The 13,759-nt window shown below is 57.1% G+C and carries 9 protein-coding genes and 1 tRNA gene; all 10 read right to left on the bottom strand.

Features of this window, described 5'->3' with window-relative positions; all coding sequences use genetic code 11:
- Positions 1-13 precede the first annotated feature (13 nt).
- Positions 14-4,258, bottom strand: a complete 4,245-nt coding sequence (gene rpoC, locus D3871_RS15400; protein ID WP_119769703.1) for a DNA-directed RNA polymerase subunit beta' — start codon at positions 4,256-4,258, stop codon at positions 14-16.
- 105 nt (positions 4,259-4,363) lie between these two features.
- Complete coding sequence (gene rpoB, locus D3871_RS15405; protein ID WP_119769704.1) at positions 4,364-8,470, bottom strand: DNA-directed RNA polymerase subunit beta; 4,107 nt, start codon at positions 8,468-8,470, stop codon at positions 4,364-4,366.
- Positions 8,471-8,863: 393 nt separating this feature from the next.
- Complete coding sequence (gene rplL / locus D3871_RS15410; protein WP_119769705.1) at positions 8,864-9,241, bottom strand: 50S ribosomal protein L7/L12; 378 nt, start codon at positions 9,239-9,241, stop codon at positions 8,864-8,866.
- 69 nt (positions 9,242-9,310) lie between these two features.
- Positions 9,311-9,808 (bottom strand): 50S ribosomal protein L10, encoded by a 498-nt coding sequence (gene rplJ / locus D3871_RS15415; protein WP_119769706.1) that lies wholly within the window; start codon positions 9,806-9,808, stop codon positions 9,311-9,313.
- 309 nt (positions 9,809-10,117) lie between these two features.
- Positions 10,118-10,813, bottom strand: a complete 696-nt coding sequence (gene rplA / locus D3871_RS15420; RefSeq protein ID WP_119769707.1) for a 50S ribosomal protein L1 — start codon at positions 10,811-10,813, stop codon at positions 10,118-10,120.
- Positions 10,813-11,244 (bottom strand): 50S ribosomal protein L11, encoded by a 432-nt coding sequence (gene rplK / locus D3871_RS15425; protein WP_057293073.1) that lies wholly within the window; start codon positions 11,242-11,244, stop codon positions 10,813-10,815. Before rplK ends, rplA begins: the two co-directional genes overlap by 1 nt.
- A 162-nt stretch (positions 11,245-11,406) precedes the next feature.
- On the bottom strand, positions 11,407-11,985 hold the full coding sequence (nusG, locus tag D3871_RS15430) for a transcription termination/antitermination protein NusG (protein WP_119769708.1): 579 nt from the start codon (positions 11,983-11,985) through the stop codon (positions 11,407-11,409).
- Positions 11,986-12,369: a preprotein translocase subunit SecE gene (gene secE, locus D3871_RS15435; protein WP_119769709.1), complete on the bottom strand. Its 384-nt coding sequence runs from the start codon at positions 12,367-12,369 to the stop codon at positions 11,986-11,988.
- 39 nt (positions 12,370-12,408) lie between these two features.
- Positions 12,409-12,484, bottom strand: a tRNA-Trp gene (locus tag D3871_RS15440).
- A gap of 77 nt (positions 12,485-12,561) precedes the next feature.
- Positions 12,562-13,752, bottom strand: coding sequence for an elongation factor Tu (tuf, locus tag D3871_RS15445; protein ID WP_119769699.1), 1,191 nt, complete (start codon positions 13,750-13,752; stop codon positions 12,562-12,564).
- Positions 13,753-13,759 lie beyond the last annotated feature (7 nt).

The raw sequence follows: 13,759 nt of genomic DNA on the forward strand, positions 1-13,759 counted from the left end.
TGAAGCGCAATACTTATGCTTCGTTGCCGTCCGGAGCGCCGCTGTCCGTCGTGACTTCGGTTGTTGCTTCCACTTCGGCTGCACGGGCCGTTTCCTCGGCTTGCAACAGCGCGGTACGCTCTTCCGCTTCCCACGACTCTTTTTCCTTGCGGGCACGGTGGTAGGCCAGACCGGTACCAGCCGGAATCAGGCGGCCAACGATGACGTTTTCTTTCAGACCGCGCAGGCCGTCCTTCTTGCCCATGATCGCGGCTTCGGTAAGCACGCGCGTGGTTTCCTGGAACGACGCCGCAGAGATGAAGGAGTCGGTCGACAGCGATGCCTTGGTAATACCGAGCAGTACGTTTTCGTACGTGGCCGGCAGTTTGCCTTCGGCAGTGACGCGATCGTTTTCGTCCAGCAACTCGGAGCGCTCGACCTGCTCGCCAGGGATGTAAGCGGTATCGCCTGCATTGACAACCTGAACACGGCGCAACATCTGACGCACGATCACTTCAATGTGCTTGTCGTTGATCTTCACGCCTTGCAAGCGGTACACGTCCTGGACTTCATCGACGATGTAACGCGCCAGCGCTTCGATACCCAGCAAGCGGAGAATATCCTGCGGATCGGCCGGGCCGTCCACGATCATCTCGCCCTTGTTCACCACCTGGCCATCGTGCACCAGCACTTGCTTGTCCTTGGTAATCAGGAACTCGTGCTTGTTGCCATCCATGTCGGTGATTTCCAGACGCTGCTTGCCCTTGGTCTCCTTGCCGAACGCCACTGTACCGGTAACTTCCGCCAGCATGCCGGCGTCTTTCGGTGAACGTGCTTCGAACAATTCGGCCACGCGCGGCAGACCACCGGTAATGTCACGTGTCTTTTGCGACTCGGTCGGGATACGCGCAAGCACTTCACCCACCGATACCTGCTGACCGTCCTTCACCGTGATCAGCGCGCCGACCTGGAAGCCGATCGTCACTGCGTGTTCGGTACCGGCGATCTTCACTTCTTCGCCCTTCTCGTTCAGCAGCTTGACCTGCGGACGCATGACCTTGGTGCTCGGTCCGCGACGCTTGGCATCGATAACCACCAGCGTTGCCAGACCGGTCACTTCGTCGATCTGCTTGGCGACCGTTACGCCCTCTTCGACGTTCTCGAACTTCACCGTACCTGTGTACTCGGTGATGATCGGGCGTGTCAGCGGATCCCATGTTGCCAGCGCAGTGCCGGCCTTGATGGTCAGTCCATCCTTGACCAGCAGGGTCGCGCCGTACGGCACCTTGTGGCGCTCGCGCTCACGGCCATGGTCGTCAGTGATCAGCACTTCGCCCGAACGGGAAATGACGATCTGTTCGCCCTTGCCGTTGGTTACGTAACGCATGGTCACGGTAAAGCGGACTGTACCGTTCGACTTCGCTTCCACCGAGGACGCAACCGCCGCACGCGACGCCGCACCACCGATGTGGAAGGTACGCATGGTCAGCTGGGTACCCGGTTCGCCGATCGACTGCGCGGCAACCACACCGACTGCTTCGCCGGAATTGACCATCATGCCGCGGCCGAGATCGCGACCGTAGCACTTTGCGCACAGGCCGTAACGGGTGTCGCAAGTCAGCGGAGTGCGAACTTTGACTTCGTCGATGCCGAGGCGCTCGATCTCTTCAACCGAATCTTCATCCAGCAGCGTACCGGCTTCGTACAGTGTCGCCTGTGTTTCCGGATTGACCACATCGTTTGCAGCGACACGGCCAAGGATACGGTCGCGCAGTGCTTCGATCACTTCACCGCCTTCAACCAGCGCCTTCATCGATGCGCCGTTGGCTGTGCCGCAATCGTCTTCGGTCACGACCAGATCCTGGGTCACGTCGACCAGACGACGTGTCAGGTAACCGGAGTTCGCTGTCTTCAACGCGGTGTCGGCTAGACCTTTACGAGCGCCGTGGGTCGAGATGAAGTACTGCAAAACGTTCAGGCCTTCGCGGAAGTTCGCGGTAATCGGTGTTTCAATGATCGAGCCGTCCGGCTTTGCCATCAGGCCGCGCATACCGGCGAGCTGGCGGATCTGGGCGGCGGAACCCCGGGCGCCGGAGTCGGCCATCATGTAAATCGCATTGAACGATTCCTGCGTGCCTTTGCTGCCGTCGCGCTTGGTAACGTCTTCGACCTTGAGTTGTTCCATCATGGCCTTGCCGACTTCGTCGCCAGCCTTGCCCCAGATGTCAACCACCTTGTTATAGCGCTCGCCCGCCGTGACCAGACCGGAAGCGTATTGCTGCTCGATCTGTTTCACTTCGTGTTCGGCCTGGGCGATGATGGTGTGCTTCTGCGGCGGCACCAGCATGTCGTCCACGCAAATCGAAATACCGGCGCGGGTCGCGAGGCGGAAACCGGACTGCATCAGCTGGTCGGCAAACACTACCGTCGCACGCAGACCGCACTTGCGGAATGACGTGTTGATCAGCTTCGAGATTTCCTTCTTCTTCAGCGCACGGTTCAGCACGCTGAAAGGCAGACCTTTCGGCAGGATCTCGGACAGAATCGCGCGGCCGACCGTTGTTTCGTAACGTTTGACGGTTTTGACAAACTCGCCGCTTGCCGCATCCTTCGGATACTCGGTGATACGGACCGTGATACGGGTGGTCAGCTCGACTTCCTTGTTGTCGTAGGCGCGGATGACTTCCGATACGTCCGGGAACATCATGCCTTCGCCCTTGCCGTTGATTTTTTCACGGGTGGCGTAGTACAGACCCAGCACGATATCCTGGGACGGCACGATCGACGGTTCGCCGTTCGACGGGAACAGGATATTGTTGGACGCAAGCATCAAGGTGCGGGCTTCCATCTGCGCTTCGATCGACAGCGGAACGTGGACAGCCATCTGGTCGCCATCGAAGTCGGCGTTGAACGCCGCGCAGACCAGCGGGTGCAACTGGATCGCCTTGCCTTCGATCAAGACCGGCTCGAACGCCTGGATGCCCAGACGGTGCAGCGTCGGCGCACGGTTCAGCATCACCGGATGTTCGCGGATCACTTCTTCCAGGATATCCCAAACTACAGGTTCCTGAATTTCAACCAGCTTCTTCGCCGCCTTGATGGTGGTCGCGAGACCCATCAGTTCGAGCTTGTTGAAGATGAAGGGCTTGAACAGTTCCAGCGCCATCAGTTTGGGCAGACCGCACTGATGCAGCTTGAGCTGCGGACCCACCACGATGACGGAACGGCCGGAGTAGTCGACGCGTTTGCCCAGCAGGTTTTGACGGAAACGACCGCCTTTACCTTTGATCATTTCTGCCAGCGACTTCAACGGACGCTTGTTGGCGCCAGTCATCGCCTTACCGCGACGGCCGTTATCCAGCAACGAGTCGACCGCTTCCTGCAGCATCCGCTTTTCATTGCGGGTGATGATTTCAGGCGCGCGCAGTTCCATCAACCGCTTCAGACGGTTGTTACGATTGATAACGCGGCGGTACAGGTCGTTCAGGTCGGAGGTCGCAAAGCGGCCGCCATCCAGCGGGACCAGCGGGCGCAGTTCCGGCGGCAGCACCGGCAACACTTCCATGATCATCCAGTCCGGCTTGATGCCGGAACGCTGGAATGCTTCCAGGACCTTCAGGCGCTTCGCATATTTTTTGATCTTGGCTTCGGACTTGGAATCCTTTAGTTCCTGGCGTAGCGTCTCCACATCGCGGTCGATGTCGATCGAGCGCAGCAGTTCACGGATGCCTTCGGCGCCCATGAATGCGGTGAAGTCGTCGCCGTACTCTTCGTACTTGGCAGCGTAATCGTCTTCCGACATGATCTGGCACTTCTTCAGCGGAGTCATGCCGGGATCGGTCACGACGTACGCTTCGAAGTACAACACGCGTTCGATATCGCGCAGTGTCATGTCGAGCACCATGCCCAGACGCGACGGCAGCGATTTCAGGAACCAGATGTGCGCGGTCGGCGAAGCCAGCTCGATGTGGCCCATGCGCTCACGGCGCACTTTTGCCAGTGTGACTTCAACGCCGCACTTTTCACAGATGACGCCGCGATGCTTGAGACGCTTGTACTTGCCGCACAAGCATTCATAGTCCTTGATCGGGCCAAAGATCTTGGCGCAGAACAGGCCGTCGCGCTCCGGCTTGAAGGTACGGTAGTTGATGGTTTCCGGCTTTTTGACTTCGCCGTAGGACCAGGAACGGATTTTTTCAGGCGACGCGAGACCAATCTTGATCGCGTCGAATTGTTCGCTTTGCTGAACTTGCTTGAATAGATCGAGCAGTGCTTTCATGTATCACTCCAGGGTGGCGTGAATAAAAATATCTCTTGCTTCTTTGCTGCATGACCGGCGACGGGATACTCGCATCGCCGGCCGCGGTTTCCCGCTGCGTCCTACTTAATCGCGTTCCAGATCGATGTCGATGCCGAGCGAGCGGATTTCCTTCACCAGCACGTTGAAGGATTCCGGCATGCCGGCGTCAATGACGTGATCGCCCTTGACCAGGTTCTCGTACACCTTGGTCCGGCCGGTGACGTCGTCGGACTTCACTGTCAGCATTTCCTGCAACACGTACGACGCGCCGTAGGCTTCCAGCGCCCAGACTTCCATCTCGCCGAAACGCTGGCCGCCGAACTGCGCCTTGCCGCCCAGCGGCTGCTGGGTAACGAGCGAGTACGGACCGGTCGAACGCGCGTGCATCTTGTCGTCGACCAGGTGGTGCAGTTTCAGCACGTGCATGTAGCCGACGGTGACGGTACGCTCGAAAGCTTCGCCGGTGCGGCCGTCATACATGGTGACCTGATTCTTCGACGGCGTCATACCAAGCTGCTTGGCGACATCGTCCGGATATGCAAGGTCGAGCATGCGGCGGATTTCTTCCTCATGCGCACCGTCGAACACCGGCGTCGCAAATGGCACGCCGTACCTCAGGTTGTTGGCCAGTGACAGGATTTCTTCATCGCTGAAGCTATCCAGGTCTTCCGACTTGCCGGACTCGTTGTAGATCGTGGTCAGGAACTTGCGCAGTTCGGCTGCCTTAGCTTGCGCCTGCAGCATTTCACCGATACGCAGACCCAGACCCTTCGATGCCCAGCCGAGGTGAACCTCGAGCACCTGACCGACGTTCATACGTGACGGAACGCCCAGCGGGTTCAGCACGATATCGGCCGGTGTACCGTCTGCCATGTAAGGCATGTCTTCCACCGGTACGATGCGCGAAACCACACCCTTGTTACCGTGACGGCCAGCCATCTTGTCGCCAGGCTGCAGACGACGCTTGACGGCCAGGTAAACCTTGACCATCTTTTGCACGCCCGGTGGCAATTCGTCGCCCTGCGTGAGCTTCTTGCGTTTTTCTTCGAAAGCGAGGTCGAACTGGTGACGCTTCTCGGCGATCGACTCCTTGATCGCTTCGAGTGCTGCCGCGACGTCGTCTTCGGCCGGACGGATATCGAACCAATGGTACTTGTCCAGATCGTCCAGGTATTCCTTGGTGATCTGCGCACCCTTGGCAAGCTTCTTCGGACCGCCGTTGACAACCTTGCCGATCAACATTTTTTCCAGACGCTGGAAAGCATCGCCTTCGACGATACGCAACTGATCGTTCAGGTCAAGGCGATAACGCTTCAGTTCATCATCGATGATCTGTTGCGCACGCTTGTCGCGCGGGATGCCTTCGCGGGTGAAGACCTGTACGTCGATGACGGTGCCAACCATACCGGACGGCACGCGCAGCGAGGTGTCTTTCACATCGGAGGCTTTTTCGCCGAAGATCGCGCGCAGCAGTTTTTCTTCCGGCGTCAGCTGGGTTTCACCCTTCGGTGTCACCTTACCGACCAACGTGTCGCCGGCTTCGACTTCCGCACCGATATACACGATGCCGGATTCGTCGAGACGGGCAAGCTGGTTTTCCGCCAGGTTCGAAATATCGCGGGTGATTTCTTCCGCACCGAGCTTGGTGTCACGCGCAACCACCGACAGTTCTTCGATGTGGATCGAAGTGTAGCGGTCATCCGCCACCACGCGCTCCGAGATCAGGATCGAGTCTTCGAAGTTGTAGCCGTTCCACGGCATGAACGCGACCAACATGTTTTGACCAAGGGCGAGTTCGCCCAGGTCGGTCGATGCACCGTCGGCGATCACATCATGCTTGGCAACACGGTCGCCCACCTTCACGATGGGGCGCTGGTTGATGTTGGTGTTCTGGTTGGAACGGGTGTACTTGATCAGATTGTAGATATCGACACCGACTTCGCCCGCAGCCGCCTCGTTATCGTTGACACGAATCACGACACGGCCAGCATCGACGTAATCAACGATACCGCCACGCAGGGCCTGAACGGTGGTTCCGGAGTCGACTGCCACCGTACGTTCGATACCAGTACCAACAAATGCTTTTTCCGGGCGCAGGCAAGGTACCGCCTGGCGCTGCATGTTGGCCCCCATCAACGCGCGGTTCGCGTCATCGTGCTCAAGGAACGGAATCAGCGATGCCGCAACCGAGACAACCTGGCCAGGAGCGACGTCCATGTACTGGACTCGTTCCGGCGACACCAGAATGGTTTCACCGGCTTGACGCGCGGAGACCAGTTCGTCGGACAGTTTGCCGTCGTTGTCGATGGTCGCGTTCGCCTGGGCGATTACATAGCGTCCTTCTTCGATCGCGGACAGGTAGTCGATCTGGTTCGTCACGCCGCTGTCGTCGACCTTGCGGTACGGCGTTTCGAGGAAGCCATATTCGTTAAGGCGCGCATACAGCGCGAGCGAATTGATCAGGCCGATGTTCGGACCTTCCGGTGTTTCGATCGGGCATACGCGGCCGTAGTGGGTCGGATGCACGTCGCGGACTTCGAAGCCGGCACGTTCGCGGGTCAGACCGCCCGGGCCGAGCGCGGAGACGCGGCGCTTGTGCGTGATTTCCGACAGCGGGTTGGTCTGGTCCATAAACTGCGACAACTGCGACGACCCGAAGAACTCGCGAATCGCAGCCGAGATCGGCTTGGAATTGATCAAGTCATGCGGCATCAGGTTATCGGCTTCGGCCTGGCCGAGACGCTCCTTCACGGCGCGCTCGACACGCACGAGGCCGGCGCGGAACTGGTTTTCAGCCAGTTCGCCGACGCAACGCACACGACGATTACCAAGGTGGTCGATATCGTCGACTTCACCACGGCCATTGCGCAATTCGACCAGGATCTTGATGACGGCGAGGATGTCTTCATTCGACAACGTCATCGCGCCAGTCAGTTCATCACGGCCGATACGGCGGTTGAACTTCATGCGGCCGACAGCCGACAGGTCGTAACGCTCTTCGCTGTAGAACAGGCCGTTGAACAATGCTTCAACAGAATCTTCGGTTGGCGGTTCGCCAGGACGCATCATGCGGTAGATCGCTACGCGGGCGGCCATCTGGTCGGCCGTATCGTCCATGCGCAGCGTCTGCGAGATGTAGGCGCCCTGATCCAGATCGTTGGTGTACAGCGTCTGGATATCGGTCACGCCCGCTTCGCGCAGGCGGGCCAGCACGTCTTCGGTCAGTTCGTCGTTGGCATTGGCAATGACTTCGCCGGTATCTGCATCGACGATATTCTTCGCCAGCACGCGGCCGAGCAGATAATCTTCCGGTACCGAAATATGCTTGATGCCCGCAGCGTCGATTTCACGCACATGCTTGGCATTGATACGCTTGTCCTTGGCGACGATGACTTTGCCGGACTTGTCGGCAATGTCAAAACGTGCGACTTCACCACGCAGACGCTCGGCGACGAATTCCATTTCACCGCCATCGGAGCGGATGGTGAAATTGTCAAACACGAAGAAGTTCGCGAGGATCTGTTCCGGCGTCATGCCGATGGCTTTGAGCAGGATTGTGACCGGCATCTTGCGGCGACGGTCGACACGGAAGAACAGGATGTCTTTCGGATCGAACTCGAAGTCCAGCCAGGAGCCGCGGTAAGGAATGATACGCGCGGAAAACAACAGCTTGCCGGACGAGTGTGTCTTGCCGCGGTCGTGTTCAAAGAACACACCCGGGGAACGATGCAGCTGAGAAACGATCACACGCTCGGTACCGTTGATCACGAAGGAACCAGTGGTCGTCATGAGCGGCAATTCGCCCATATAGACTTCCTGTTCTTTCATTTCCTTGACGACCGGCTTGGTCGGCGATTCCTTGTCGAGGATTACGAGCCGAACCTTGGCGCGCAGCGGCGATGCGAACGTCAGTCCGCGCTGTTGACACTCTTTTACGTCGAAGGGCGGATCACCCAACACGTATGAGAGAAACTCTAGCCGAGCAAAACCATTGTGCGATACGATTGGAAAAATTGAGGTGAAGGCGGACTGCAAACCTTCGTTCTTGCGCTGCGATGCGACTTTATCGGCCTGCAGGAAGCTCGTATACGACTCGAGCTGGGTCGCCAGCAGGAACGGAACGTTGTGAACGTTAGCGCGCTTCGCGAACGATTTGCGAATGCGCTTCTTCTCAGTAAATGAGTAGTGCATGGACACTCCGTGAGTGACAGGAAGGATGGAGATTTCAGGTTTCACTGCTGGTTGCGGCACTGCCTGCCGCCATCTGCGAAACCTCAAGTCTCGGCCCTTCGGGCTTGACTAGACTGCTATCACCTGATCCGGCTGCATCACCGCGTTCTGGTTCGGCCTTGCAGGATCTGGCACCGGCTACAACAACGCACTATCATCACGTGCGCTTCTTTCTACAATTTACTTCTACGGCTTTTATCAACTTTTTGTCCGGCTCTTGGTCGTAATACCTGGAGACGGGATAAGGCTATTCAAAAAACGAAAACGACAAAGGAGCCAAGGCCGAACCCGCTCTTTCGAGGGGGTTCCGAGCCTTGACTCCGGCGATGATCAGGTCGCCCTGGCAAGCCGATATTACTTGAGGTCGGCCTTCGCGCCAGCTTCTTCCAGCTTCTTCTTTGCAGCTTCTGCATCTGCCTTGGCGATGCCTTCCTTGACTGGCTTCGGTGCACCGTCGACCAAGTCTTTGGCTTCCTTCAGGCCCAGGCCGGTGATTTCGCGAACTGCCTTAATCACGCCAACCTTGTTTGCGCCAACTTCAGCCAGGACAACGGTGAATTCGGTCTGCTCTTCAGCTGCTGCAGCAGCGCCGCCGCCAGCTGCCGGGCCAGCGACTGCCATTGCAGCTGCGGACACGCCAAATTTTTCTTCAAAAGCCTTGACCAGGTCGTTCAGGTCCATCACGGACATCTGGCCTACTGCTTCAAGGATATCGTCTTTGCTAATTGCCATTTGAAACTCCTAAATTTGATTCGGTAATTACATCTAATCGGTACTGACGCAAAAAGGGCTGAAGGCAGCTTACGCGCCTTCTGCTTCCTTCTTGGCTGCGAGAGCAGCCAACGCACGGGCAAAGCCGGAAACCGGAGCCTGCATGACACCCAGCAACTGGGAGATGAGGACTTCACGGCTCGGAATGCTGGCCAACGCGGCAACGCCTGCTTTATCAAGCGACTTGCCTGCGAAGTTGCCTGCCTTAACAACCAGCTTGTCATTGCCTTTGGAAAAGTCGAAAACGACTTTAGCTGCGGCAACGGCGTCCTCGGAGATCGAGTAGATCAACGGGCCGGTCATTTCAGAGGCGAGGCCAGCAAACGGCGTACCTTCAACGGCGCGACGTGCGAGTGTGTTTTTCAACACGCGCATGTAAACGCCTTGGGCACGCGCTTTGGCGCGCAGTTGTGTCAAGTGACCAACCTGGATGCCACGGTATTCGGCCACAACGATAGTCTGCGCAGTTGCTACTTTTGCGGCGACTTCGGCGACGACGGCCTTTTTGTCATTCAGATTGAGACTCAAGATCAACCTCCAAAAATGATGCTTGGCGAATGCCTTGCATCGGTTCGAACACGGCGTCCGAAGTTCAGGAGTTCAGTACTGGCATACAACAATAAAACGCACAGTGTTGAGACTGCAAAAACTTGTTCGGGTCACCATCTGCGTTGGGTGCCGTAGCTTGCGCTAACGGGGTTTAACTTTGCGCATCGGTTTTGCATGCACGCCGCCCAACGGTCTTTGATAATCCGGCCCTGCTCCATTGCTACCAAAACAGGACCAGCCCAAAGATTCGCCCCATGCGATGTTGCCGCACGAGGACTTGATTCTTGCTTAAGCTGCCAGAGACGCTTGATCTACGCGTACACCTGCGCCCATTGTGGACGAGATTGCAACGCGACGCAGGTAAACGCCCTTGCTGGTTGCCGGCTTGGCTTTGTTCAGCGCTTCGATCAGCGCGAGCAGATTGGATTTCAGTTCTGCATCGCTGAACGACTTACGGCCGATTGTGGCGTGGATAATGCCAGCCTTATCGGTACGGTACTGAACCTGACCTGCCTTGGCGTTCTTGACTGCAGTTGCAACGTCCGGTGTCACCGTGCCGACCTTCGGGTTCGGCATCATGCCGCGCGGACCAAGGATTTGACCAAGGGTACCAACGATACGCATGGTGTCCGGCGAAGCGATCACGATGTCAAACGGCATGTCGCCCGCCTTGATGCGCTCAGCCAGATCTTCCATGCCGACAATGTCAGCGCCTGCGGCCTTGGCGGCTTCGGCCTTGTCACCGGATGCAAATACCGCAACGCGAACAGTCTTGCCAGTACCAGCCGGCAGAACGACGGAACCACGAACAACTTGGTCCGACTTCTTGGCATCAACGCCAAGCTGGACTGCAACGTCGATCGACTCGTTGAATTTCGCAGTTGCGCATTCCTTGACCAGGGAGATTGCGTTGTCGAATGGGTACACTTTCGTACGATCGACCTTTGCCTTCAGTGCTTGTGCGCGTTTGGATAACTTAGCCATTACAGACCCTCCACCGTGATGCCCATGGAACGTGCCGAACCGGCGATTGTACGCACGGCGGCTTCCATGTCAGCTGCCGTGAGATCCGGCATTTTTGTTGTAGCGATTTCTTCCGCTTGCTTGCGGGTGATCTTGCCAACCTTGTCGGTATGCGGCTTTGCCGAACCCTTTTGGATACCGGCAGCCTTTTTGATCAGGATGGTTGCCGGCGGCGTCTTCATCACGAAAGTGAAGGACTTGTCGGCGAATGCAGTGATCACAACCGGAATGGGCAGACCAGGCTCGACGCCTTGTGTCTGGGCATTGAATGCCTTACAGAATTCCATGATGTTCAGACCGCGCTGACCCAGCGCCGGGCCGATCGGAGGAGATGGGTTTGCTTTACCAGCTGGCACTTGCAGCTTGATAAAACCGATAATTTTCTTTGCCATGATGGCTCCTACGTTGGTTGAGTAGTAGCGCCCGGTCGCATCCTTGCGGCTTACTAGTGGGGCTCCTCTTTACTGCCTGGAATTACGGTTTTTAGATTTTGCAAACGGCAAAGCTTGCGGCACTCTAAGGGCGCTTAATTCTTATTCCGTACGGGAAGGGCGTTATACCTTTTCGACCTGACCGAATTCCAATTCAACCGGTGTAGCGCGGCCAAAAATGGTGACTGAAACACGGACGCGGGACTTTTCGTAATTAACTTCTTCGACATTGCCATTGAAGTCAGTGAAAGGACCATCTTTGATGCGCACCAGTTCGCCAACTTCGTACAACACTTTAGGACGCGGTTTTTCAACGCCTTCCTGCATTTGATGCAGGATTTTGTCGACTTCGTGAGGAGGGATCGGCGTCGGCTTATTGGATTTTCCACCAATGAAGCCCGTTACCTTGCTCGTATTTTTGACCAGGTGCCAAGTTTCGTCGGTCATTTCCATTTCGACCAGCACATAGCCGGGAAAGAAGCGACGCTCAGTGACAGATTTCTGACCGTTCTTGACTTCGACAACTTCTTCAGTCGGCACCAAGATCTGGCCGAATTTGTCTTGCATCCCGGCGCGATCGATGCGCTCCATCAATGCACGTTGCACGCTCTTCTCCATCCCGGAGTAGGCGTGCACGACATACCAGCGCTTGTTTCCGCCCGATGACTGAGCCACTGCGCCTTCTTGCATGTTTTCGCTCATTTAATTCTTCCAGCCCAGGATCAGGTCGTACAACACAATTTCAAGGATCTTGTCGGTGCCCCAGAGGAAGATCGCCATGACAAGTACAAAGCCAAAGACGACTGCAGTAATTTGCATCGCCTCTTTGCGTGTGGGCCAGACAACTTTTTTTGCTTCGCGAATGGATTCCTTTGCAAAACCAAGGAAGTCACGTCCAGGCTGCGAAGTCCAGGCGACAGCAACTGCCACGAGCAAGCCGGCGACCAAAGCGGCGGCACGCACCACCGTGGATTTATCCGATAAAAAATAAAAACCGACGACACCCGCGATGACGGCACAAATAGCAAGAGCGACCTTTGCCTTGTCGCTCGATGCACCAACGGTTTCTACGGGTTGGTTAGACATACTGTTAATTTCTTTCGGTGCCCTGCACCTTGATATCGGTGGCAGGGGCAGAGGGAATCGAACCCCCAACCTTCGGTTTTGGAGACCGACGCTCTGCCAGTTGAGCTATACCCCTACGCGCAAACTATGCTTGAATTCACAGCATTGCGACCCCGGACGTTGTCCATGGACCGCAACGCGGCGATCCAGGAATTACTCAATGATTTTGGCAACGACGCCGGCGCCGACGGTACGACCGCCTTCACGAATCGCAAAGCGCAGGCCTTCTTCCATCGCGATCGGGTTGATCAGCTTCACCGTGATCGACACGTTGTCGCCCGGCATCACCATCTCTTTGTCCGCCGGCAGCTCGATCGCACCCGTCACGTCCGTGGTACGGAAATAGAATTGCGGACGGTAGTTGTTGAAGAACGGCGTGTGACGACCACCCTCATCCTTGGACAACACATAGATCTCACCAGTGAAATGCTTGTGCGGCTTGATCGAACCCGGCTTGGCCAACACTTGGCCACGCTCGACGTCTTCACGCTTGGTACCGCGCAGCAGTACGCCAACGTTGTCGCCGGCCTGACCCTGGTCCAGCAGCTTGCGGAACATTTCCACGCCGGTGCAGGTGGTCTTCTGGGTGTCGCGAATACCAACGATTTCGATTTCTTCGCCAACCTTGATGATGCCGCGCTCAACACGACCGGTCACCACGGTGCCGCGGCCGGAGATCGAGAACACGTCTTCCACCGGCATCAGGAACGCACCGTCAATGGCACGCTCCGGCGTCGGGATGTAAGTGTCAAGCGCTTCAGCCAGCTTCATGATGGCCTGCTCGCCCAGCGGACCAGTGTCGCCTTCGAGCGCCAGCTTGGCCGAACCTTGCACGATCGGCAGATCGTCGCCAGGGAATTCGTACTTGGACAGCAACTCGCGCACTTCCATTTCGACCAGTTCGAGCAATTCGGCGTCGTCCACCATGTCGCACTTGTTCAGGAACACGATGATGTACGGCACACCAACCTGACGGGCCAGCAGGATGTGCTCACGGGTTTGCGGCATCGGGCCATCGGCGGCCGAACACACCAGGATCGCACCATCCATCTGCGCAGCACCAGTGATCATGTTCTTCACATAGTCGGCGTGGCCAGGGCAGTCAACGTGCGCATAGTGGCGGTTCGATGTCTCGTATTCAACGTGGGCGGTATTGATCGTAATACCGCGCGCCTTTTCTTCCGGCGCCGCGTCAATCTGGTCGTAGGCCTTGGCTTCGCCGCCAAACTTCTTTGACAGCACGGTGGCAATCGCTGCAGTCAGCGTGGTCTTGCCATGGTCAACGTGACCAATCGTGCCCACATTCACGTGCGGCTTGGTCCGCTCAAATTTACTCTTTGCCATTTTAGAC

The sequence above is a fragment of the Noviherbaspirillum saxi genome (assembly GCF_003591035.1).
In the GTDB taxonomy this organism is placed as follows: domain Bacteria; phylum Pseudomonadota; class Gammaproteobacteria; order Burkholderiales; family Burkholderiaceae_D; genus Noviherbaspirillum; species Noviherbaspirillum saxi.